General features: G+C 64.5%; 25 protein-coding genes and 4 tRNA genes. 23 read left to right on the top strand and 6 right to left on the bottom strand.

The window, feature by feature from the left end; all coding sequences use genetic code 11:
• Nucleotides 1-37 precede the first annotated feature (37 nt).
• The 15 genes from ruvA (at nt 38) to BN3266_RS04330 (ending at nt 13,032) form a co-directional block, all read left to right on the top strand.
• Nucleotides 38-646: a Holliday junction branch migration protein RuvA gene (ruvA, locus tag BN3266_RS04400; RefSeq protein WP_059004082.1), complete on the top strand. Its 609-nt coding sequence runs from the start codon at nt 38-40 to the stop codon at nt 644-646.
• A gap of 22 nt (nt 647-668) precedes the next feature.
• The gene (ruvB, locus tag BN3266_RS04395) at nt 669-1,712 is read left to right on the top strand and encodes a Holliday junction branch migration DNA helicase RuvB (RefSeq protein ID WP_021661280.1); all 1,044 of its coding nucleotides are present in this window, start codon (nt 669-671) and stop codon (nt 1,710-1,712) included.
• 114 nt (nt 1,713-1,826) lie between these two features.
• The gene (glmM, locus tag BN3266_RS04390; protein WP_059004080.1) at nt 1,827-3,173 is read left to right on the top strand and encodes a phosphoglucosamine mutase; all 1,347 of its coding nucleotides are present in this window, start codon (nt 1,827-1,829) and stop codon (nt 3,171-3,173) included.
• A gap of 3 nt (nt 3,174-3,176) precedes the next feature.
• Nucleotides 3,177-4,058, top strand: a complete 882-nt coding sequence (locus BN3266_RS04385; RefSeq protein WP_059004078.1) for a class I SAM-dependent methyltransferase — start codon at nt 3,177-3,179, stop codon at nt 4,056-4,058.
• Between the two features lie 615 nt (nt 4,059-4,673).
• A complete protein-coding gene (locus tag BN3266_RS04380) occupies nt 4,674-5,528 on the top strand; it encodes an energy-coupling factor transporter ATPase (RefSeq protein ID WP_059004076.1) in 855 nt (284 codons plus the stop codon).
• Nucleotides 5,525-6,397 (top strand): energy-coupling factor transporter ATPase, encoded by an 873-nt coding sequence (locus tag BN3266_RS04375; protein WP_059004074.1) that lies wholly within the window; start codon nt 5,525-5,527, stop codon nt 6,395-6,397. The genes BN3266_RS04380 and BN3266_RS04375 overlap by 4 nt, the downstream gene beginning before the upstream one ends.
• The gene (locus BN3266_RS04370; RefSeq protein ID WP_021661286.1) at nt 6,394-7,191 is read left to right on the top strand and encodes an energy-coupling factor transporter transmembrane component T family protein; all 798 of its coding nucleotides are present in this window, start codon (nt 6,394-6,396) and stop codon (nt 7,189-7,191) included. Before BN3266_RS04375 ends, BN3266_RS04370 begins: the two co-directional genes overlap by 4 nt.
• A 20-nt stretch (nt 7,192-7,211) precedes the next feature.
• Nucleotides 7,212-7,991 carry a tRNA pseudouridine(38-40) synthase TruA gene (gene truA, locus BN3266_RS04365; RefSeq protein WP_059004072.1) on the top strand — a complete coding sequence of 260 codons (780 nt, stop codon included), beginning with the start codon at nt 7,212-7,214 and terminating at the stop codon, nt 7,989-7,991.
• 18 nt (nt 7,992-8,009) lie between these two features.
• Nucleotides 8,010-9,164, top strand: coding sequence for a DUF5711 family protein (locus tag BN3266_RS04360; protein WP_059004070.1), 1,155 nt, complete (start codon nt 8,010-8,012; stop codon nt 9,162-9,164).
• Between the two features lie 81 nt (nt 9,165-9,245).
• The gene (locus tag BN3266_RS04355) at nt 9,246-9,944 is read left to right on the top strand and encodes a CvpA family protein (RefSeq protein ID WP_082671650.1); all 699 of its coding nucleotides are present in this window, start codon (nt 9,246-9,248) and stop codon (nt 9,942-9,944) included.
• A 191-nt stretch (nt 9,945-10,135) separates the two neighbouring features.
• Entirely contained in the window at nt 10,136-12,421 is a 2,286-nt protein-coding gene (locus tag BN3266_RS04350) for an ATP-dependent Clp protease ATP-binding subunit (protein ID WP_059004066.1), read from the top strand.
• 207 nt (nt 12,422-12,628) lie between these two features.
• Nucleotides 12,629-12,702, top strand: a tRNA-Gly gene (locus BN3266_RS04345).
• 45 nt (nt 12,703-12,747) lie between these two features.
• A tRNA-Arg gene (locus BN3266_RS04340) sits at nt 12,748-12,824 on the top strand.
• 5 nt (nt 12,825-12,829) lie between these two features.
• A tRNA-His gene (locus tag BN3266_RS04335) sits at nt 12,830-12,907 on the top strand.
• A gap of 49 nt (nt 12,908-12,956) precedes the next feature.
• Nucleotides 12,957-13,032 (top strand) — tRNA-Gln (locus tag BN3266_RS04330).
• Nucleotides 13,033-13,456: 424 nt separating this feature from the next.
• On the opposite strand, the gene BN3266_RS04325 is transcribed toward BN3266_RS04330, so the two are convergent.
• The gene (locus BN3266_RS04325; RefSeq protein WP_082671649.1) at nt 13,457-14,335 is read right to left on the bottom strand and encodes a LysR family transcriptional regulator; all 879 of its coding nucleotides are present in this window, start codon (nt 14,333-14,335) and stop codon (nt 13,457-13,459) included.
• A gap of 145 nt (nt 14,336-14,480) precedes the next feature.
• Between BN3266_RS04325 and BN3266_RS04320 the strand changes: the two genes are divergently transcribed.
• From BN3266_RS04320 to bilS, 6 genes are all read left to right on the top strand, one after another.
• Nucleotides 14,481-14,708 (top strand): hypothetical protein, encoded by a 228-nt coding sequence (locus tag BN3266_RS04320; protein WP_059004065.1) that lies wholly within the window; start codon nt 14,481-14,483, stop codon nt 14,706-14,708.
• A gap of 37 nt (nt 14,709-14,745) precedes the next feature.
• Nucleotides 14,746-15,261, top strand: coding sequence for a cyclophilin-like fold protein (locus BN3266_RS04315; RefSeq protein WP_242861716.1), 516 nt, complete (start codon nt 14,746-14,748; stop codon nt 15,259-15,261).
• A gap of 1 nt (nt 15,262) precedes the next feature.
• Entirely contained in the window at nt 15,263-16,132 is an 870-nt protein-coding gene (locus BN3266_RS04310) for an aldo/keto reductase (protein ID WP_059004063.1), read from the top strand.
• A gap of 72 nt (nt 16,133-16,204) precedes the next feature.
• Nucleotides 16,205-16,840: a flavodoxin gene (locus BN3266_RS04305; RefSeq protein WP_059004061.1), complete on the top strand. Its 636-nt coding sequence runs from the start codon at nt 16,205-16,207 to the stop codon at nt 16,838-16,840.
• 20 nt (nt 16,841-16,860) lie between these two features.
• A complete protein-coding gene (locus tag BN3266_RS04300) occupies nt 16,861-17,340 on the top strand; it encodes a flavodoxin (RefSeq protein WP_059004569.1) in 480 nt (159 codons plus the stop codon).
• Between the two features lie 282 nt (nt 17,341-17,622).
• Nucleotides 17,623-18,129 (top strand): flavodoxin family protein BilS, encoded by a 507-nt coding sequence (gene bilS, locus BN3266_RS04295; RefSeq protein WP_059004059.1) that lies wholly within the window; start codon nt 17,623-17,625, stop codon nt 18,127-18,129.
• Nucleotides 18,130-18,473: 344 nt separating this feature from the next.
• On the opposite strand, the gene BN3266_RS04290 is transcribed toward bilS, so the two are convergent.
• The 5 genes from BN3266_RS04290 to BN3266_RS13145 form a co-directional block, all read right to left on the bottom strand.
• The gene (locus BN3266_RS04290; RefSeq protein ID WP_059004057.1) at nt 18,474-18,899 is read right to left on the bottom strand and encodes a VOC family protein; all 426 of its coding nucleotides are present in this window, start codon (nt 18,897-18,899) and stop codon (nt 18,474-18,476) included.
• Nucleotides 18,900-18,931: 32 nt separating this feature from the next.
• Nucleotides 18,932-19,345: a hypothetical protein gene (locus BN3266_RS04285; RefSeq protein ID WP_059004056.1), complete on the bottom strand. Its 414-nt coding sequence runs from the start codon at nt 19,343-19,345 to the stop codon at nt 18,932-18,934.
• A gap of 31 nt (nt 19,346-19,376) precedes the next feature.
• Nucleotides 19,377-19,577, bottom strand: a complete 201-nt coding sequence (locus tag BN3266_RS04280) for a hypothetical protein (RefSeq protein ID WP_021661306.1) — start codon at nt 19,575-19,577, stop codon at nt 19,377-19,379.
• Nucleotides 19,578-20,078: 501 nt separating this feature from the next.
• Nucleotides 20,079-20,282 (bottom strand): helix-turn-helix domain-containing protein, encoded by a 204-nt coding sequence (locus BN3266_RS13150; protein WP_021661308.1) that lies wholly within the window; start codon nt 20,280-20,282, stop codon nt 20,079-20,081.
• An 80-nt stretch (nt 20,283-20,362) separates the two neighbouring features.
• Nucleotides 20,363-20,602, bottom strand: coding sequence for a helix-turn-helix domain-containing protein (locus BN3266_RS13145; RefSeq protein WP_073261302.1), 240 nt, complete (start codon nt 20,600-20,602; stop codon nt 20,363-20,365).
• 185 nt (nt 20,603-20,787) lie between these two features.
• Here BN3266_RS13145 and BN3266_RS04275 point away from each other — a divergent pair, with 185 nt between their 5' ends.
• Together BN3266_RS04275 and BN3266_RS04270 are read left to right on the top strand one after the other, a co-directional pair.
• Nucleotides 20,788-20,985 carry a hypothetical protein gene (locus BN3266_RS04275; RefSeq protein ID WP_242861715.1) on the top strand — a complete coding sequence of 66 codons (198 nt, stop codon included), beginning with the start codon at nt 20,788-20,790 and terminating at the stop codon, nt 20,983-20,985.
• A gap of 29 nt (nt 20,986-21,014) precedes the next feature.
• Nucleotides 21,015-21,401: a hypothetical protein gene (locus tag BN3266_RS04270; protein ID WP_059004053.1), complete on the top strand. Its 387-nt coding sequence runs from the start codon at nt 21,015-21,017 to the stop codon at nt 21,399-21,401.
• The last annotated feature ends 263 nt before the right edge of the window (nt 21,402-21,664 follow it).

The raw sequence follows: 21,664 nt of genomic DNA, 5'->3' as shown, positions 1-21,664 counted from the left end.
CGTCCATTTTACAAGCCGAGAAAGGGGACATGTGCCCGTGATTTACAGCCTCACCGGCGAGGTGGCCGTCAAGACCGACAAGCTGGCCGTCATCAACTGCGGCGGGGTGGGCTTTTCCTGCAAGACCACCCGCAACACCATCGCCGACCTGCCCCACACCGGGCAGACGGCCACCCTCTACACCCATCTGGCCGTCAAGGAGGACGCCCTCGACCTCTACGGCTTTTCCACCCAGGCCGAACTCTCCTGCTTTCAACTGCTGGTGACCGTGTCGGGGGTGGGGCCGCGAAACGCCCTCTCCATCCTCTCCAGTTACCCCCCCGACCGGGTGCTCCTCTGCATCGCCAGTTCCGACGCCAAGAGCCTGACGGCCGCCCCCGGGGTGGGGCAGAAGCTGGCCAACCGCATCGTCCTCGAACTCAAGGACAAAATCAAGGGCCTTGCCTTCGGGGGGGGCCAGGGGGTCTCGCTGGAGGACATCACCCCCGCCGGGGAGGACAGCGAGGTGGGACAGGCTGTGGCCGCCCTCACCTCCCTGGGCTACACCCAGTCCGAGGCGGCGCTGGCGGTCTCCAAGCTGGAGCAGAGCCTGCCGGTGGAAGAGCTGATCAAGGGGGCCCTCAAGGCCCTGGCGGGAAGGAGGTAGCGCGCCTGTGGACAATTGTGAGATGGACTTTGAAAACCGGCTGGTGACCCCCGAATACACCCCCGACGAGGCCCAGTTGGAGCAAAACCTCCGCCCCCGCACCCTGGAGGAGTATGTGGGCCAGACCAAGGCCAAGGAAAACCTCTCGGTCTTTATCGAGGCGGCCAAGAAGCGGGGCGAACCGCTGGACCACCTCCTCCTCTACGGCCCTCCCGGCCTGGGCAAGACCACCCTGGCCTGCATTGTCGCAAACGAGATGAACGTGGGCATCCGCATCACCTCCGGCCCGGCCATCGAGAAGCCGGGGGACCTGGCGGCCCTGCTGACCAACCTGTCCGCCGGGGACATCCTCTTTATCGACGAGATCCACCGCCTCAACCGCAGCGTCGAGGAGGTGCTCTACCCGGCGATGGAGGACTACGCCCTGGACATCATCGTGGGCAAGGGGCCCAGCGCCCGCTCCATCCGCATCGACCTGCCCCCCTTCACCCTCATCGGGGCCACCACCCGCGCCGGGCAGCTGACCGCCCCCCTGCGGGACCGGTTCGGGGTGGTGCTGCGGCTGGAGATGTACACCCACTCCGAGCTGCAGAAGATCGTCTCCCGCTCGGCGGCCATTCTGGAGATCCCCTGCGAGGAGGGGGGCGCCCGGGAGCTGGCTGTCCGCTCCCGGGGGACCCCCCGCATCGCCAACCGGCTGCTCAAGCGGGTGCGGGACTTCGCCCAGGTCATGGGCGACGGGGTCATCACCGACCAGATCGCCGACGAGGCCCTCTCCCGGCTGGAGATCGACCCCCTGGGCCTGGACCAGAACGACCGGCGGATGTTGGAGATCATGATCCACAACTACGGCGGGGGGCCGGTGGGGCTGGACACCCTGGCCGCCGCCATGGGGGAGGAGGCGGTGACCATCGAGGACGTCATCGAGCCCTTCCTCATCCAACTGGGCTTTTTGGGCCGCACCCCCCGGGGGCGGGTGGCCACCGCCAAGGCCTACGCCCATCTGGGGCTCCCCGACCCCCGGCAGGCCCCGCCGGCCGACGACGGCCAGCAGCGGCTGGTCTAAAACGGGGCAAAATCGGCAAAAAAACACGGCTGCCGGGGCAAAAGGCGTCCGCTTTTTGCAATTTGTTCATATCCTGGTGGTATCTTATAGAGAATTCATTTTGGAGGAATCGAAATGGGCAAGTACTTTGGGACCGACGGTGTGCGCGGCGTCGCCAACACCAGCGAACTGACCTGCGAGATGGCGCTGGCCATCGGCCGCGCCGCGGCCACCGTGCTCACCGAGCACAGCCACAAGAAGGCGCGGATCATCATCGGCAAGGACACCCGCATGTCTTCGGACATGCTGGAGTCGGCCCTGGCGGCCGGCCTCTGTTCGGTGGGGGCCGACGTGGAGCTGCTGGGGGTGGTCCCCACCCCCGCCGTCGCCTATCTGGTGGGGGCCTACGGCGCCGACGCCGGGGTGATGATCTCCGCCTCCCACAACCCGGTGGAGTTCAACGGCATCAAGATCTTTAACGGCCAGGGCTTCAAACTGCCCGACGCCATCGAGGCCGAGATCGAGGACCACATCGACCACCCGGAGAAGCTGCATCTCAAAACCGGCACCGAGATCGGCAAGGTCCACGTCAGCACCACCGCAGTGGAGGACTACGTGGCCCACATCCTCTCCACCGTGGGGGAGCGGGCGGCCGCCGGGCTCAAGGTGGCCATCGACTGCGCCAACGGCTCGGCCAGCGCCACCGCCCACAAGCTCTTCACCGCCCTGGGGGCCTCCTGCACCATCATCAACGACCGGCCCGACGGCACCAACATCAACCTGCAGTGCGGCTCCACCCACATCGAGGGGCTGCAGCGGTGCGTGGTGGAAAACGGCTGCGACATCGGGGTGGCCTTTGACGGCGACGCCGACCGCTGCCTGGCGGTGGACGAGACTGGCGAGCTCATCGACGGCGACAAGATGATCGCCATCTTCGCCAAGGCCCTCAAGAAGAGCGGCCAGCTCAAGCGGGACACGGCGGTGATCACCGTCATGACCAACATGGGCTTTTTCGAGTTTGCCAAGAACAACGGCATCGAGACCGCTGTCACCACCGTGGGCGACCGCTACGTTCTGGAGGAGATGCTCAAAGAGGGCTACAACATCGGCGGCGAGCAGTCGGGCCACATCATCTTTTTGGACCACGTGACCACCGGCGACGGCCAGCTCTCGGCCTCGCAGCTGTTGCAGACGCTGGCCCAGAGCGGCCGCCGCGCCAGCGAGTTGGCGTCGGTGATGGCGGTCTACCCCCAGGTACTCATCAACCTGGAGGTGCCCAGCGACAAAAAGGACATCGCCGCCAACCCGGCGGTGGCCGCCGCCATCGCCGCGGGCGAGAGCGAGCTGGGGGAGAGCGGCCGTATCCTGGTGCGCGCCTCCGGCACCGAGCCGCTGGTGCGGGTGATGCTCGAAGGAAAGGACGACGCCCAGATCCAGCGCATCGGCGAGGCCATCGCCGACGCCATCCGGGGGCAGCTGTAAGCCGTGCGCCCGGCTGCGAACTGGCGGGACTACCAGGTGCTGGACTGCTCCGGCGGGGAGAAGTTGGAGCGGTGGGGCGACAAACTCCTCATCCGCCCCGACCCGCAGATCATCTGGAACACCCCGAAAGACCCCGCCCTCTGGGACAGGGCCGATGCCCGCTATCTCCGCTCCAAGACCGGCGGCGGCCGCTGGGAGTACCGCAAAAACCTCCCCGAGAGCTGGCAGATCCGCTACCGGGAGCTGACCTTTAAAATCTCCCCCACCGGCTTTAAGCACACCGGCCTCTTCCCCGAACAGGCCGCCAACTGGGACCTCTTCGACAGCCTGATCCGCGCCGCCGGCCGCCCGGTGAAGGTGCTCAACCTCTTTGCCTACACCGGCGGGGCCACCCTGGCCTGCGCGGCGGCCGGGGCCAGCGTCTGCCATGTGGACGCCTCCAAGGGGATGGTGGCCTGGTCGCGGGAGAACGCGGCCCTCTCCGGGCTGGGAGAGCGCCCCATCCGCTGGATCGTGGACGACTGCGAGAAGTTTGTCGCCCGCGAGATCCGCCGGGGCAACCGCTACGACGCCGTCATCATGGACCCGCCCTCCTACGGCCGGGGGCCGGGGGGAGAGGTGTGGAAGTTGGAGGACCAGATCTACGACCTGGTCTGCCTCTGCGAACAGGTGCTCTCCGACGACCCCCTCTTTTTCGCCCTCAACAGCTATACCACCGGCCTCTCCCCCTCGGTGATGGCCCACCTGCTGGGGGCCGTCCTCATCCCCCGCCGGGGCGGCCGGGTGGAGGCAGATGAGATCGGCCTGCCGGTGCAGTCCACCGGCCTGGCCCTCCCCTGCGGGAACACGGCGCTCTGGCTCCGCTCAAACGCTGAAAGCGTTTGAGCTTTGACACAGCCCTTCGCCAAACACCGTTTGGCGATTTTGCCCTTGGCAAAACCGGGCCGTGTCCCGCTGCAGGGAGTTTCCCGGTGAGGCGGTACTGTCGGGCGCGAACGGCTTCCCGGTATCCGGCGGCATTTGCACTTTGGCACCCCCCTTCGCCAGCCGCCGTTTGGCGATTTTGTCCTTGGCAAAACCGGGCCGTGTCCCGCCACCGGGAGTTTCCCGACGGGGAGGGGCTGTCGGGAATGGGCGGCTTCTCGGTCTCCAAAGGCATTTGTGCTTTGACACCCCCCAACTGTCGACTGCCATCTGGCAGTCTTCCCCCGGCAAACCGGCTTGTCTCCCACTTCCGGGAGCATTCCGGCGGGACGGCCCTGTCGGAAACGGGTGGACTTCCCGTTTCCGGCGAGGCGGCGGGACCGGGGGTAGACCAATTTTTGGAATAGAAATGGGGCCGCGCGCTGGCGCGGAGCCACGCACCGCCGGGCGTGCGCATCCCGTCCGCCCCGGCGACCCTTGATTCGGCCTGGAACCCCCCTGCCCGGCAGGGGGGACGGGACCGCGCGGCGGGGACTTCCCCGCACAGACAACCAGTTAGGAGATACATTGGAGAAAATGGCAGAGAACTTACTCGAGTGCAGAGACCTGGTCTTTCGGTACAGCAGGGAGGGGCAGCAGGGCGAAACCGTCCTCAAAGACCTCTCCCTCTCGGTGCCGAGCGGCCAGTTCTTGGCTGTTTTGGGGCACAACGGCTGCGGCAAATCCACCCTGGCCAAGCACCTCAACGGCATCCTCCTCCCCACCGAGGGGACGGTCCTGGTCGAGGGGATCGACACCCGCGACGACGAGCGGATCTTCGACATCCGCCAGAAGGTGGGGATGGTCTTTCAAAACCCCGACAACCAGATCGTCGCCACCATCGTCGAGGAGGACGTGGCCTTCGCCCCCGAAAACCTGGGCGTCCCGCCGGAGGAGATCCGCCAGCGGGTGAACTGGGCGCTGGAACAGACCGGGATGGCGAGCCGGCGGGAGAGCGCCACCTACCAGCTCTCCGGCGGGCAGAAGCAGCGGGTGGCCATCGCCGGGGTGCTGGCCATGGGCCCGGACTGCATCGTCCTCGACGAGCCCACCGCCATGCTCGACCCCCACGGCCGCCGCCGCATCCTCGCCACCCTGCGCGAACTCAACCAGGCGGGGATGACGGTGGTCCTCATCACCCACTACATGGACGAGGCCGCCCAGGCCGACCGGGTGGTGGTGATGAACGACGGCGAAATTTTGATGGACGACAGCCCGGCGGCGGTCTTTGCCCGGGTGGAGGAGCTGCAGGCCATCGGCCTGGACGTGCCCCAGACCGCCGAACTGCTCCACCAGCTGCGCCGCGAGGGGATCGACTGCCCCGAGGACGCCCTCACGGTGGAGGACTGTGTCGAGGCCCTCTGCGGCCTGTTGGGGGGGGTGGACAGATGAGCGCGCCGGTGATCGAGACCCGGGGCCTGGGGTATGTCTACAACCCCGGCCTGCCGACGGAGAAGGTGGCCCTGAGGGACGTCAACTTGCAGATCGAGCGGGGGGAGTTCGTGGGGGTCATCGGCCAGACCGGCTCGGGCAAATCCACCCTCATCCAGCAGCTCAACGGGCTGCTGCGCCCTACCTCGGGCCAGGTCCTCATCGACGGGGAGGACATCTGGCAGGACAAAGAGCAGCTCCGCAGGTTCCGCTTCAAGGTGGGGCTCTGCTTTCAGTACCCCGAGTACCAGCTCTTCGAGGAGAGCGTCTACAAAGACATCTCCTTCGGCCCCAAGAACATGGGCCTTTCGGAGGGGGAGGTGGACGCCCGGGTGCGGGACGCGGCCCGCTTTGTGGGCTTGGGGGAGGAGATGCTGGACAAGTCCCCCTTTGAGCTCTCCGGCGGGCAGAAGCGCCGGGTGGCCATTGCCGGGGTGCTGGCCATGGACCCCGAGGTCTTGATCCTCGACGAGCCCACCGCCGGCCTCGACCCCCGGGGCCGGGACATGATCCTGGGCCAGATCAGGGCCTATCACGCCGAAAAGGGGAACACGGTGCTGCTGGTCTCCCACTCGATGGAGGACGTGGCCAAATTCGCCACCAAGGTGCTGGTGCTCAACGACACCGGGGTGCTCCTCTACGGCACGGTGGACGAGGTCTTCTCCCGGGCCGAGGAGATCCGCGCCATCGGCCTGGGCATCCCCCAGATCACCCAGGTGTTCAGGGCCCTGCGGCAGCGGGGCTACCCGGTGAGCGACACTGTCTACACCGTGGCCCAGGCCAAAGGGGAGATTTTGCGCCTGTTGGCGGAGAGGGGGGCGGCGAGATGATCAAGGACATCACCATCGGCCAGTACTTCACCGGCCACTCCCCCCTGCACCGGATGGACCCGCGGGTCAAGCTGCTGCTGACCATCGCCTATGTGGTGGCCCTCTTTCTGACAAACAGCTTCTGGGGCTACCTGCTGGCGGGGGCCTTTCTGGTCTTCTGCTACGCCCTGGCCAAAATCAAACTCAAGGTCATCCTGCGCAGCCTCAAGCCGGTCATCCCCCTGGTGCTCTTCACCGGCATCCTCAACATGTTCTTTGTCACCGGCGAGCCCATCTGGGAGTTCTGGGTCTTTCACATCACCTGGGAGGGGCTGCGCTTTGCCGCCGTCATGTCGGTGCGCATCGTCTGCCTCATCGCCGGCACCTCCCTGCTGACCTACACCACCTCGCCCATCGCCCTCACCGACGGGTTGGAGCGGCTGCTCAGCCCCCTGAGCAAGCTCCACTTCCCCGCCCACGAGCTGGCGATGATGATGACCATCACCCTGCGCTTCATCCCCACCCTGGTGGAGGAGACCGACAAGATCATGGCCGCCCAGAAGTCCCGCGGGGCCGACATCGACTCCGGCGGGCTGATGAAGCGGGTCAAATCCCTCATCCCCATCCTCATCCCCCTCTTTGTCTCCTCCTTCCGCCGGGCCGACGAGCTGGCCCTGGCCATGGAGTGCCGCTGCTACCGGGGGGGCGAGGGCCGCACCCGGATGAAGCAGCTCAAACTGCGGCTGGTGGACGGCGGCGCCACCCTCTGCATGGCCGCGGTGGTGACCGGCTGCATCCTGCTCAACTACCTCTAAACCACCCACGGGAGGGGCCTATGCGAAACATCCTCATCGCCCTGTGCTACCGGGGCACCGCCTACCACGGCTTTCAGGTGCAAAAAAACGCCCCCAGCGTCTGCGCGGCCATCCAGGACGCGCTGGAGCGGGTGCTGGGCCACCGGCCCGACGTGAAGGGCTGCTCCCGCACCGACGCGGGGGTGCACGCCAACATGTTCTGCCTCTCCTTTGGCACCGAGCGGCCGATCCCCTGCGAAAAACTCCCCCTGGCGCTGAACTTTCACCTCCCCGCGGACATCGCCGTCTACCACGCCAGGGAGGTGCCGCTGGGCTTTCACCCCCGCTACGACTGCCTGGGCAAGGCGTACAGCTACCGCCTGCTGGAGAGCCACTGCCGCCCCCCCTTCGGGGCCGACCTCTGCTGGCAGCAGGCCGGGCGGCTGGACGAGGGGCGGCTGAACGCCATCTGCCGCCGGTTTGAGGGCCGCCGCGACTTTCGGGCCGTCTGCTCCCCCAAGACCGAGCAGGAGGACACCGTCCGCTGTTTAGAGGAGTTCTCGGTCCGCCGGGAGGGGCCGCGGCTGATCTTCACCGCCCGGGCCGACGGCTTTCTCTACAACATGGTGCGCATTTTGGTGGGCACCGCGGTGGAGATGGAGCGGGGCCTCCTCCCCGACGACGTCTGCGCCCTATTGGTCGGCAGGGACCGGCAGAGGGCCGGGCAGACCGCCCCGGCCCGGGGCCTCTACCTGGACCGGGTCTTTTACGACCTCCCCGGCTGGGAAGCGGTGCGCTTCCTGGCCCCCACACTCTGGTGAGAAAGAAGGTGACTCCCCGTGCGGGAACTCTCTGACATCGAACTTGCCCGCCGCAAGAAAAAGCGGAAGAAGACCGTCAAAAAGTTGGCCCTGTTGGCCCTGCTGGCGGTGGTGCTGGTGGTGGGGTACAGCTACCGCCACCTCCTCACGGCGGAAAACCTGGGCGCCGTCTGGGGCAACATGACCTCCAACCTGCAAAAGGGGGAGGGCTACCCCCTGGATCTGGGCAGCGGGGTCCCCAGGGACCTGCAGTGCTCCACCATGGGGGCGCTGGAGGTGCTGACCGACAACGAGATCATCACCTACAACAAGACCGCCAAGCAGGTGAAGAACATCCCCCACAGCATGGACGAGCCCCAGATGAAGGTGCGGGGGGGGAACACGGTGGTCTTTGACCGGGGCAACCGGGAGTTCGCCCTCTACTCCAAGACCACCCAGGTCTACAAAAAGACCGCCGAGACGACCATCGTCGACGCCGACGTGGACGCCGGCGGCAACGTGGCGGTGGCCACCGGGTCGGAGCGGTATCTGGGCCAGGTCTCGGTCTACGACCGCAACCAGCAGCTGCTCTTCAGCTGGTCCTCCTCCAAGGAGTACATCCTCTCGGTGTCCATGGGCAGCGGGGGGAATTTGGCGGTGGCCTGCGTCAATGCGGTGGACGGGCGGGTCACCACCGTGGTCTACGCCCTGAACATCCACCGGGAGGAGGAGCTCTCCCGGACCGAGTTCCCCGGCTCCCTCGCCCTGCAGATGCGGTGGGAGGGCAGCTACATCCAACTGGTCTGCGACGACCAGGTCTTCGCGCTGAAGAAGGACGGCTCCCTGGCGGGGAGCACCGCCTTTGAGGGCAGCGTCCTCGCCATTGGCAACATCGGCGGCGGAGACTACGCCGTGGCCCTGGGGGACAACACCCAGAGCCACCTGAACAAGGTGCTGCTGGTGGGGCAGAAGGGCCAGGTCAAGGCCACGGTGGAGGTGGGCCGCGAGATCGTGGGGGTCTACGCTTCCGGGGGGAAGATCGCGGTCCTCGGCCACAGCGACCTCACCGTCTACAAAAAGGACGGCACTGTCCTCTCCACCACCGACATCGGCAAGCCCTGTCTGGACTTGAGCGGCGCCGGCAAGACCCTCTTCGTGCAGACCAACGACAGCCTGGAAAAACTGACTTTGTAGCCCCTTCAGCCCCTGCCCTGGTGGGGGAAGGGGGACCGCCCGTGACCCACCCGCCTCAGGGCCGACCGCCGAGAGAGGAGAATGCACGTGATTTGGCTGCTCTACGATTTGGCCGCCCTGCTCATCGTCGTCATCGCCGCCTGCGCGGCCGCCAAGCGGGGCTTTATGCGCACCCTGGTGAGCTTTGTGGGGGGGCTGGCGGCCCTGGTCGGGGCCTATTTTGCCAGCGAGCCGGCGGCCCGCTGGGTCTTTGCCCGCTTTGTCCGCCAGCCGGTCTACGACAGCGTGCTGCAAAACCTGCAGGGCTTTACCGGCACCGACGCGGGGGCCGCCCTCCAACAGGGGATGGGGAAGTGGGCCGGCTGGCTGGCCCACCTCAGCGGCGAGGAGGGGCAGATCGCCGCCCACCAGCTGGAACAGTCCCTCTCCAAAGGGGTCGAGGGGATGGCCGCCGCCGTCACCGACTACGCCTGCGGGCCGGTGGTGGTGATGGCCCTGCACATGGCCTTCTTCCTGGTCTTTCTCATCCTCTTCGGCATCGCCGTGGGGCTCATTGCCCGGGCCTTCGACATCTTCAACCACCTCCCCCTCATCAGCGGGGCCAACCACTTTCTGGGGGCGCTGCTGGGGGTGTTGCAGGGCTGCCTTATCCTCTTTCTGGCGGCGGCGGTGCTGGGGCTGCTCGTCTCCCTCACCGGGGGCTGGCCGGGCGTCAACGGCGAGGTCATCTCCCAGTCATATCTTTTTAACATTTTCTACAAAATGGGTCCATTTATTTAGGGTGGATATTTGGTATACTGTCCTTCGGGCACCAGGGAAGGATCGATTTGTAGGCGGGAGGGCGTGTGCTCTCCCGTTTTCTTGATGATTCCAGTACCCTTTTTTACCAGATTGGTGTATAATGATTTCGTTATTCCGCGCCCCCGGGCGGCTTTGCCCGGCGGGAGCCTTCAAATTTAGGAGTTATTGTTATGCTTTGTTCGCGCTGTAAAAAACGTATGGCCGTGGTCTTTATGACCCGGATGGAGGGGGACAAGACCATCAACGAGGGTCTCTGTCTCACCTGCGCAAAAGAGTTGGGGGTCAAACCGGTCAACGACCTGCTGGATAAAATGGGCATTGGGGACGACGACATCGAGGCCATGAGCGAGCAGCTCATGGAGCTGGCCGGCCAGAGCCCCGAGGGGGAGGAGTCCGACTTTGAGGCCGGCGGCTCCGCCACCTTCCCCTTCCTCAACATGTTCCAAAACGGCGAGGTGCCGGAGACCAGCGCCGAGCCCCCCAAGGAGGGCCAGAAACAGCCCTCGAAGAAGAAAAAGGGAGAAGCCCGCCCCAAGCGCAAATACCTGGACACCTACTGTGAAAACCTCACCCAGAAGGCGCTCGACGGGAAGCTGGACAACATCGTCGGCCGGGACAGCGAGGTCTACCGGGTGACCCAGATCCTCTCCCGCCGCACCAAGAACAACCCCTGCCTCATCGGCGAGCCCGGCGTCGGCAAGACCGCCATCGCCGAGGGGATCGCCCAGCGCATCGCCTCGGGCAACGTCCCCGCCCGGCTGGCCGACAAGGAGATCTACCTGATGGACTTGACCTCCCTGGTGGCGGGCACCCAGTTCCGGGGCCAGTTCGAGAGCCGGATGAAGGGCCTCATCAGCGAGGTCAAGGGCCTGGGCAACATCATCCTCTTCATCGACGAGATCCACAACCTGGTGGGCACCGGCGATTCCGAGGGGTCGATGAACGCCGCCAACATCCTGAAGCCCGCCCTCTCCCGGGGGGAGATCCAGGTCATCGGCGCCACCACCTACGACGAGTACCGCAAGTACATCGAGAAGGACGCCGCCCTGGAGCGCCGCTTCCAGCCGGTCAAGGTGGAGGAGCCCTCGATCGAGGACGCCACCGAGGTGCTGCGGGGCATCAAGCAGTACTACGAGCGCTACCACAAGGTCAAGCTCAGCGACAACATCGTCGCCGCCGCCGTGGAGATGTCCGAGCGATACATAACCGACCGCTTCCTCCCCGACAAGGCCATCGACCTGATCGACGAGGCCTGCGCCTGCGCCTCCCTGGCCAGCAAAGAGCTGGCCGAGTACGAGAAGCTGGGCAAGGAGTACGACGCCCTGCAGCAGGAGCAGCGGGACATCGAGAGCGCCCAGGAGAAGGGGGAGGAGATCGACTACGAGCGGCTGGCCGAGGTCAAGAGCCGGGTGCTGCAGCTCAAGGACCGGCTGCTGGAGCTGGAGCCCGCGGCCTGCTCGGTCCAGGTGACCGAGGACGACCTGGCCACCGTCATCCAGCTCTGGACCGGCATCCCCGCCTCCAAAATCAAGGAGACCGAACTGCAGAAGGTCGCCGGTTTGGAAGAGGCCATCCACCAGAAGATCGTCGGCCAGGACGAGGCGGTGGACCAGCTCTGCAAGGCCATCAAGCGCCACCGGGTGCAGTTGACCGACAAGCACCGCCCCGCCTCCTTCATCTTTGTGGGCCCCACCGGGGTGGGGAAGACCGAGCTGGTGAAGGTCATGTCCTCCATCCTCTTCGACTCGGTGGACCCCCTCATCCGGCTGGATATGTCCGAGTACATGGAGAAGCACTCGGTCTCTAAAATCATCGGCTCCCCTCCGGGGTATGTTGGGTACGACGAGGCCGGGCAGCTCACCGAAAAGGTGCGGCGCAAGCCCTACTCGGTCATCCTCCTGGACGAGATCGAGAAGGCCCACCCCGACGTCCTCAACATCCTCCTGCAGATCCTAGACGAGGGCCGCATCACCGACGCCCACGGCCGCCGGGTCAACTTTGAAAAGACCATCATCGTCATGACTTCCAACGCCGGCAGCGAGCGCAACCAGAACGCCATGGGCTTTGCCAAGACCAAGGCCGAGGTCTCCCGCGAGAACGCCAAGAAGTCCCTCTCCGAGTTCCTGCGCCCCGAGTTTTTGGGACGGGTGGATGAGATCATCGTCTTTGACCCCCTGAATGTGGAGCAGTACGCCAAGATCGCCGGGATGCAGATGAAGGAGCTGGCCGAGTCGATCGCCAAGCGGGGGATCGCCCTGCGCTACGGCGACGACGCCCTGCGCTTCATCGCCCAGAAGGCCTTTGACGAGAAGGCCGGCGCCCGCAGCATTGCCAAGTGCATCCGCCGCGAGGTAGAGGACCCGGTGAGCGAGCTCATTGTGCAGCAGTTTGCCGCCCCGCCCACCGACATCGCCGTCACCGTGGGCGAAGAGGGCCTCATCGTCGCCGCTATGTGAAGATTTTAGCATCCAAAAGAAAAGAGGCGCCCCTGCGGGATTTTGCCCCCGCAGGGGCGCTTTTTGTGGCTGTGGGGAAGGGGGGAGGGAGAGAGGGCGTCCCCCTGACCGCCGCTTCGCATCTGTCTCGCGAACGCCTTAATTTTGTGCCCCAATTGTCTTGACAAAAAGGGGGTCAATGTGGTAAACTAACTATCGCTGCCACATGCGGGTGTAGTTCAATGGTAGAATTCCAGCCTTCCAAGCTGGCTACGTGGGTTCGATTCCCATCACCCGCTCCAGCGCTCCTGCCGGTTTGCCACAAGGGCGGCAGTCGCCACAACTATGCGCCTATAGCTCAGCAGGATAGAGCAACTGCCTTCTAAGCAGTGGGTCAGGAGTTCGAGTCTCTTTAGGCGCGCCATTATGGTGGGTATGGTTCAGCTTGGTTAGAACGCCAGATTGTGGCTCTGGAGATCGTGGGTTCGAATCCCACTATCCACCCCATACGTGTGTTTAAAGCTGTGAACGACCTTCACAGCTTTAAACATTTTATTGGACCGTCGCCAAGGGGTAAGGCAACGGACTTTGACTCCGTCATTCCGCAGGTTCGAATCCTGCCGGTCCAACCAGCGGCAAGCTGCCGCTCCCAAGTCACGCACCTCACTTTGTGGGGTGCGTTTTGCTTTGTACCTGTGTTTTTGACGGGCATCTTTTTTGGCAACTCGGATTCGGATGGGGGTCTCGACGTGCAACCTGCATTCGGGCCTTTTTTGATGCGGTTTTGCACTCGCGCTGAAAAGGGGCGCCCTTTTGTGCGGGGCAGGCGTAGATTGCATCTAGAACGCCCGCCACTTTGTGAGAGGGGCCGCCTTGCGCCCATGCCCACAATATAAAATCGACAGAAAACAAGAGGGGATGCCGACCGGCATCCCCCTTTTTTGTCCACCCGGCAATTGGCGCGCAAAGCCGCAGGACGGCCCGCAGTAGGCGGGCGAGAAGGGCGCCTTCGGCCGCCTCTCTCCCCCTGGCCCCTTATCTCCCCAACAAAAAGCCCTACCGCGCCCATTCCCGGATCTGCTCCAGAAAGGCCTTGACGGCGGGGGAGAAGGTCTGATATTTCTTGGTGGCGATGTACAGCCCCACCGACAGTTCCGGCTCGATGGGGCGAAAGGCCAGGTCGCGCCCCTGGGTGTTCACCAGCCCCTCCAGACAGAGGGCGTAGCCGATCCCCCGCTCCACCAAGAAGGTGGCGTTGTAGATGAGGTTGTAGGTGGCGACGACCTGAAGGGCGGCGCTGTCCACCCCGAACCAGTCCAGGTCCTGGCGGCCGGAAAAGGTCTGTTCGGCCAAGATCAGCGGCAGAGAGCCAAGCTGTTCCACTCCGATGGCATCCTGTTTGGCCAGGGGACAGTCCCGCGGCATCAGCAGGCCAAAGGTGTCCTTTTGGTGGATGTTCAGGTAGTCAAAGCGCTCCTGGCGGATGGGGCCCAGAAGCAGCCCCATGTCCACCAGCCCCTTGTCCAGCCGCTCCAAAACCGAGTCGGCGTCGCCGCTGAAGGTGTGCAGCCGCACCTCCGGGTGCTGCCGGTGAAAGGTCTGGTAGACCGCGGCGATCCGGTCCATCGCCGCGGTCTCGCCGCAGCCGATGGTGATGTCCCCACTCAAGATCTCCCCCTCGGTGTGAAAGGCCGACTCGGTGCTGCCGATCAGCTCCAAGATCTCCTGCGCCTTGTTGCGGAGAAAGTTGCCCTCCTCCGTCAGGGTCAGCCGCCGCTTCCCCCGAATAAAGAGCTGTTTGCCCAACTGCCGCTCCAGGTCCATCATCTGTTTGGAGAGGGTGGACTGGGTGAGGTGCAGCGTCTCGGCCGCCCGGGTGATGTTTTGCTCCCTGGCGATGGCCAGAAAGTAGTGCAGCAGTCTGGTCTCGATCATCTTTCACTCGCCTCCCTGTACAGGTCGTTTCGCCCTTATGATACCCCGCAATACCATTCCTGTCAACGATGGTAAATGATGCACAACAACTGTTTGCTATTTTGTGCCGGCCCGTGTATCCTGTTGGCAGAGGGAGGGAGAGGAGATGGAGAGAAAAACATCCTCCGCCGCCGACACCGAGCGCTGCCTTTTGGACTGCGGCTTTCCGGGGGAGGCGCGGCGGCAGTACCTGCGCTGCGCCACCGACCGGCTGCCGCTGCTCTACCGGCAGCGAAGGGCTTTGATGGACGACCTGCACGCGGTGCAGCGAAAGGTGGACGCGGTGGACTATCTGATCCGCGCGGTGGAGCGGGCGTCCGGCCGGCAGCGGTGAGAGCGCCCGGCCAAACGGAAGAAGGGAGCGAGCAATCGTGAAGAGAGCGCATCTATTGGCCGCCGTTTTAGCGCTCTGCTGCCTGGTGGGGTGCGGGACAGACCCGCATGCACCGGCGGCAGAGAGCCTGCCCCCGGCGGGCGCGCCGTCGGCGGAAACCGCCCCGCAGGCCGAAGGGGAGGAGCAGCCCACCAGAATCGCCGTTCGCGCAGACGGGTGCGAAATCGTCTACGAGCTCGGCCGGAGCGCGGCGGCCCAGGGCCTTTGCGACCAGCTTCCTCTGACGGTGGAGGTGGAGGACTTCAGCACCAACGAGAAGATATTCTACCCGCCCCAGGAGTTGGAGGTGGCGGACGCCCCCCTGGCCGAAGGCGGGCGGGGGGTGCTGGCCTACTACGCGCCCTGGGGGGACGTGGTGCTGTTTTACGGCCCCTTTGACGGGAGCGGCCAGCTCTATGAACTGGGGCGGGCCGTCTCCGGGGAAGGGGACATCGAGACCTTGAGCGGCTCCGTCACCATTTCGGTGTGGGGCGAGGAGAGGGGGGAGCGCTGAGATGACAGAGAGGGTGCGGCTGCCAAACGGGGTGGAGATGCCCATGGTGGGCTTTGGGGTATTCCAAATCACAGACCCGGCAGCCTGTGAACGGGCCGTTTTGGACGCCGTCTCGGTGGGCTACCGGCTCATCGACACGGCCAGCTCCTATGGCAACGAGGCGGCGGTGGGACGGGCCATCGCCCGCTGCGGCCTCCCGCGGGAGGAGCTGTTTGTCACCACCAAGGCCTACATCCAGCAGATGGGGTACCGGCAGACGATGCGGGCCTTCGACGAGTCCCTGCAAAACCTGGGGCTCGACTACCTGGATCTGTACCTGGTGCACATGCCCTTTGGCGACTACTACGGCAGTTGGCGGGCCATGGAGGAATTGTATCGGGCGGGCCGGGTGCGGGCCATCGGGGTGTGCAACTTCCTCCCCGACCGGCTGCTGGACCTGTGTTACAGCGCCGAAATCGCCCCCCAGGTCAACCAAATCGAGCGGCACCCCCACTTTCAAAGGGGGGAGGAGCTGGCCCTGATGGGGGAACTGGGCGTCCAGCCACAGGGGTGGGCCCCTTTCGCAGAGGGGCTGAAGGGGATGTTCGCCGAGCCGGTGCTGGCGGCCATCGCCCGGCGGCACGGCAAGACCCCCGCCCAGGTGATTTTGCGCTGGGACCTGCAACAGGGGGTGGCGGTCATTCCCAAATCGGTGCACCGGGAGCGGATGGCGGAAAACCTGGCCGTCTGGGACTTTGCGCTGGACGAGGGGGAGATGGCCCAAATCGCCGCCCTGGACAGGGGCCGCCCCACCCTGCTGGACCCCAGGGAGCCCAGCGAGGTGAAGCGGGTGTACGACTATCTGCGAAACCCGGTGCTGACCAGCCTGTAAAGGGGCCGACGGCCCCGGACAAAACAGAGACCGGCCCGCGCAGCGCGCGCGGACCTTTGGGAGGAATCAAAGATGAAGCGATCGTCCTTTTTGCTGACACTGGTGCTGGCGCTCTGCTGCCTGGCGGGCTGCGGCGCGCCGGCAAACGGGGGCCAGTCCGACCCCTCGCCCAGCCAGTCGGCCCCGACGGGAGAGAGCGGGGAAAGGCCGCAACGGGTGCTGGTGGCCTATTTTTCGGCCACGGGGAACACCGAGACCCTGGCCCGCTATGCGGCACAGGCCCTGGGCGCAGACCTCTATGAAATCGAGCCGGAAATCCCCTACACGGCCGACGACCTGAATTACAGCGACGGCGGCAGCCGCGCCAGCGTCGAGATGGGAGACGCCGCCGCCCGCCCGGCCATCGCCGCCCGGATGGAGGGGATGGAGGGGTACGACGTCGTCCTTTTGGGCTACCCGATCTGGTGGGGCCAGGCCCCCCGGATCGTCAGCACCTTTTTGGAGAGCTACGACTTTGGCGGCAAGACGGTGGTGCCCTTTTGCACCTCCGGCAGCAGCGACATCGGCTCCAGCGCCGAGCAGCTGCACCCCCTCTGTGGGGAAGGGGTCACCTGGCTTACCGGCCGGCGGTTTGCCGGCGGCACCTCCTATGAGGAGATGGCCCAGTGGGTCGGCGACCTGGAACTGCCGCCGCGGGCAGAACAGTGATGAAGGAGGAGATGGACGGGATGAGCAGACAACTGGTGGCGTATTTCAGCGCCAGCAAGACCACCGCAAAATTGGCAAAGACACTGGCCTCCACCGTGGGGGCGGACCTGTATGAAATTTGCCCGGAGCGGCCCTACACCCCGGCGGATCTGGACTGGACGGACAAAAATAGCCGCAGCAGCGTGGAGATGAGAGACCCCTCTTCCCGCCCGGCCATCACCGGCCGGGTGGAGGGGATGGAGGAGTACGGCGTGATTTACCTGGGGTTCCCCATCTGGTGGTACCTGGCGCCGACCATCATCAACACCTTTTTGGAGAGTTACCGCCTGGACGGCAAGGTGATCGTCCCCTTCGCCACCTCCGGCGGCAGCGGGATGGGCCGCACCAACCAGGGGCTGCAGGGCTCCTGCCGCGGGGCCGACCTGCGGGAGGGCAGGTGCTTTCGCGCCGGCGCGTCGTCGGCGGAGTTAAGGGCCTGGGTCGATGGGTTGGGGCTGTAAAGGGATCCCTCTTTTCACCTGTTGGCGGCGGCCGTCCGCCCAGCGGGAACACCGCCTGCTTTTGGCGGGCATTTGAACAGCTCACCGGCAGAAAAGAGAGGGGGCACCCGTCCCCTCTCTTCTTCTGCATTCGCCAATAGGTGCCGGAAAATGCCCATCGAATTATACAAATAGTTTTATATTCATAAAATACAACAAAAATCTTTATAAAATGCCCTTGTATCCCGCCGAAAAGGGGCCATAATGGGGGAAAAGAGTCCCTTTTCGGGAGGAGGAATTTTGATGACTTACGCCGTCGTTTTTACCAGCCGGACCGGCAACACCCGCCGGGTGGCCGAGGCAATCCGCGACGCTCTGCCCGCCGACGGCTGCCTTTCCTTTGGCCCGCCGTCCCCCGCGGCGGCCGGGGCTGAGCTGCTGTTTGTCGGCTCCTGGGCCGACAAGGGGGACTGCGCCCCCGAGGTGGCCGCCTTTTTGGAGGGGTTGTCCGACCAGCGGGTGGCCCTGTTCGGCACCGCCGGGTTTGGCGGCTCCGACGCCTACTTTGACCAGTTGGCCGCCCGCTTTGCCGCCCATCTGCCCGGCGGCTGCCGTCTCACCGGGCACTTTTTCTGCCAGGGGAGGATGCCCCTCTCGGTGCGCCGCCGGTACGAGCAGATGCAGGCCGAAAACCCCGGCAATCCAAAGACCGAGGGGATGCTCGCCAACTTCGATGCGGCCCTTGCCCACCCCAGCGCCGCCGACCTGGCCGCGGCCGCGGCCTTTGCCAGGGAGCAGGCGAGGAGGTAAAGCACTGCACCCTCCTTTTTTGAATCTTGGCAGGGAGTAGAGGACGGGTCTTTCCGCCGTTGGGTGGCCCCCCATTGGTTTAAGCATCTTCTCCTTAAAGAGGGGAAGGGACCGCCCGGCTGCCCTTTTTTCAGGGGAACAGCTCATCTATGGCCAAGAATGCCCGTTTTACCGGGGGGAAGGGCAAACCGGCGGGAAGTCCCTTTCCAGGACAGCCGCTTTGTCCCCCCTCTCCTGGCCCCGGTTTGAAGCCGGAGGGAAGGGGCGCGGGCAGGCGTTCCCCTTCACACAAAAGAGCCCTCTCCAGGACGGGAGAGGGCTCTTTTCGGTACGGGGAAACCCATTTACAGCAGGGCGAAGTGCTCGCTCTCGATGACCGGCTTCATGGCGCAGAGGCAGAAGGGGTGCCCGGCGGGGTCGAACATCACCCGCCAGCCGTCGGAGAACTGCTCGGCCGCCTCGGTCGCGCCGCAGCGAAGGGCGTATTCGACCGCGCTCTCCAGGTCGTCCACGGCAAAATCCAGGTGGGCCATCTGCTGTTGGGCCGCCGGTTCCTCCGGCCAGACCGGCGGCAGATAGGCGGGGTTTTGCTGAAAGGTGATGCCGGGATAGGCCCCCTGCTCGGCGCCCGCAGGGCCGATGCAGGCCCAATCCTCGTTGGAGAAAAAGAGCTCCCACCCCAGCAGCCGGGTGTAAAATGCCGCCAGGGCGGCGGGGTCCTGACAGTCTATGGTAAAGGCGTACATCTTGATCGTCGGCTTGTTGTCCATGTAAACAGTCCCTTTCAATTCACTGAGAGGCGTCAGCGGCAGTCCTCCGGCCGCCTGCGGCCTGCGCCCTGTTTTTGGTCGTTCAAGTTGGCCTGCAGCAGCCGGGCCAGCGCCGGGCAGCCACAGTCAGACGCGAGGGCGATGCCCCATTCCAGCAGCCGGACGGCGGTCTCCAGCGGCAGCTCGTCGGCATTTCCCACCGCCCACCAGGGGAGCGCGGCGGCGGGCTTTTCCGGCTTTGCCGTCAAAAACAGGTAGCCCACCAGCTCTTCGCCGCGAAAGACAAAGCCAAACTGGGGCAGCTTCCCCCTCTGCGAGCGGTCCATCTCCCGCCGCAGGGCCGCCTGCCCCCCTTTGGCGGGGCAGAAGCCGAGCCGCGGCAGCCGCTCCAAGACGGCGTCCCTGTGCGGTTGGGGGATGTCCAGATAATTGACGATTTTTTCCATGCCGGTCTCTCCCTCTCCCCGTCTGCCGGGGCTACTTCTCCAACAGCCGCTCCTCAATCAGGCAGCCGGCGATCTCAAAGGCGCGAATGCGCCGGGTGGCCAGAGTGAGCTGCGAGCGGTACCGCTCGGGGCGCTCCTTTGCGGCCAGCGTTTTCACCGTCTCCCGCAACTTGTGCAGGGTCGAATCGATTTGTCGCTTGGCTTCCGTCAACTCTTCTCTTGAAAAATCCACCTTGTACCTCCTCTGCCGGTCAGCGGGTCTCCTCGTTTTTTGGGGGGAAGCGAATGCTTCCAATCGGGCGGGGGAGTCAGCGGGATGCCCGCAGCTGTGATTGCCGAGGAGGGGCTGATGCGCTTTTTGCACTGCGCGCCGCCGACCCCGCGGTCCTTCCAAAACCGGTGACTGCTCTGCCCGGCAGTGCTTGCAGTTGCCGTGTTCACCGGGAAAGGCGGCCTGCGTGTGGGGGAAGGGGGTGCAGATGCGGCCGGTCTGCCCGGCGGAATGGGAACATGCACTTCCCCCAGCACAAGGCCGCTCCCAATCTCGCCGCCGCAGGTGCAGTCCCCCGCGCGGGGGGCGACCAGCGAGACCAGTTGGCCGAGTTGTTGGACCCCGCATTTCAATCCACGTCCTTGCGCGGGGTGAGACCTGCACGGGCGCGGCACTGCGCCTTGACCCGGCAATTTCAATCCACGCACTGGTGCGGGGCGGGATGCAAGGCAGATAGGCGACTCAAGAGTTCTTATCGCGGCCTAGAATAAAGTCAGTAGTCGTTTGGTAATAATCGGCGAGGGCGACAAGAAGGCGTACGGGGATTTCGCGCTTTCCAGTTTCGTAATTGCTATAAACGCGCTGGTCGATGCCGAGGATGGCAGCAATCTCTTTTTGTGTCAAATCTGCATCTTCGCGCAAATCTTTTAGTCTTGGGTATCGCATTTAATCACCTCAAGACTAAGTTTATCTGTGAAATCTGAAAGCAATTGACTTTACTAACGATTGATAGTAATATTGTGTTATTACCTGTCTCTCCTTTGTGGGAGAGGAGGGTAGGGATTGGGTTCATTTGTACGGCCGAGAATATAATCTGTACTAGTATGGTAATAACTGGCCAATCGAATGACAAAACGAGTGGGAATTTCTCTTTTTCCAGTTTCGTAATTGCTATAAACTCGTTGGTCGATGCCGAGCACAGCCGCGATTTCCTTTTGTGTCAACTCGGCATCTTCGCGCAAATCTTTGAGCCTTGGATAGGACATAAAAATCACCTCAAGGCTACCTTAATCTACTATCATACAATAGTGCTTGCGATACTATCTTGTGATAGTAAAATAGTAAAATTGGAAACCTTTATTCTCGTTTTGCACCCCCGAAAAGGGGTGCAAAAATGAGGTGTTTATTGGGGGTGCGACAGACACTACAATGGATGTAAGGAAGATGGACGGTGATTGCGGTGTTTGAAGTGAGAAAAGAGGAGTATGTCAGCAAGACCTTCCGGCTGAAAAAAGAGCTGGTGGACGAGCTGGCAAAGTGCGCTTCAGAAAACGGCATCTCGGTCAACGAGCTGGTCTCCCAGTGCTGCCGCTACTCCCTCGACAACATGGAGGTCAAGCACCCCGCGGGGGCTCGCGGCGCCTTATGAGGGCCGGGCGGACGAGAGAGGAGCGGGCGGTGCGCCGGCTCTACTGGGGGTTTCAAAAAGCCGTCCTGCGGATGGACAGGGAGATGTCCTACGTCTTTGACCAGCTGGCAAAGGTGTGGAAAGAGCCGCCGGGGGTGCGGGAGGCCCGATTCCACCTCCGCCTCCCGGCACCGGCACTGGTCTGCCTGGCCCTCGCGCCGGTGCTGACGGCGGTGCTGGCCGGGGCGGGGCGTGCGCTCGTTCTGGGCGCGGCGGCCCTGCCGGTGGCCCTCTCGCTGGGGGTGGAGTGCTGGCGGCGCTGGCGGCTGCGGCGGATGTCCCTGATGGACATCCATGTGCGCTGTCAGTGCATCCTCCGCACCGCGCGGGAGCTGGACGGCGCGATCTACAACGCCGTTGACAGGGGTGAGGGGTGACCTTGCGCCCCTTTGTATAAAAAGAGCGCCGTCCCGGTCGGCTGACTGGGGCGGCGCTCTTTTGCCGGGAAGGACGGGCGGGGGGTGCGCACTTTTAGGGAGCAGTTTGCCGGGCGGGGGAGCCTCACCCCGCGCCGACGGGTGGCACAGGCGGCTTTTCTCCTTGCCGAAGGCGGGCGGGGAGGGGGGCGATATTTCGGCATAAGGCGGGCGGTCGGGGCGGCCCCCTGCGCGGTCGGGGGCCAAAACAGGGGAGGGCCCCT

The sequence above is a fragment of the Bittarella massiliensis (ex Durand et al. 2017) genome (assembly GCF_001486165.1).
Lineage (GTDB): Bacteria > Bacillota > Clostridia > Oscillospirales > Ruminococcaceae > Bittarella > Bittarella massiliensis.
The sequence above is the reverse complement of the archived record's forward strand: the minus strand, read 5'-3'. Positions and strand labels throughout refer to the sequence as shown.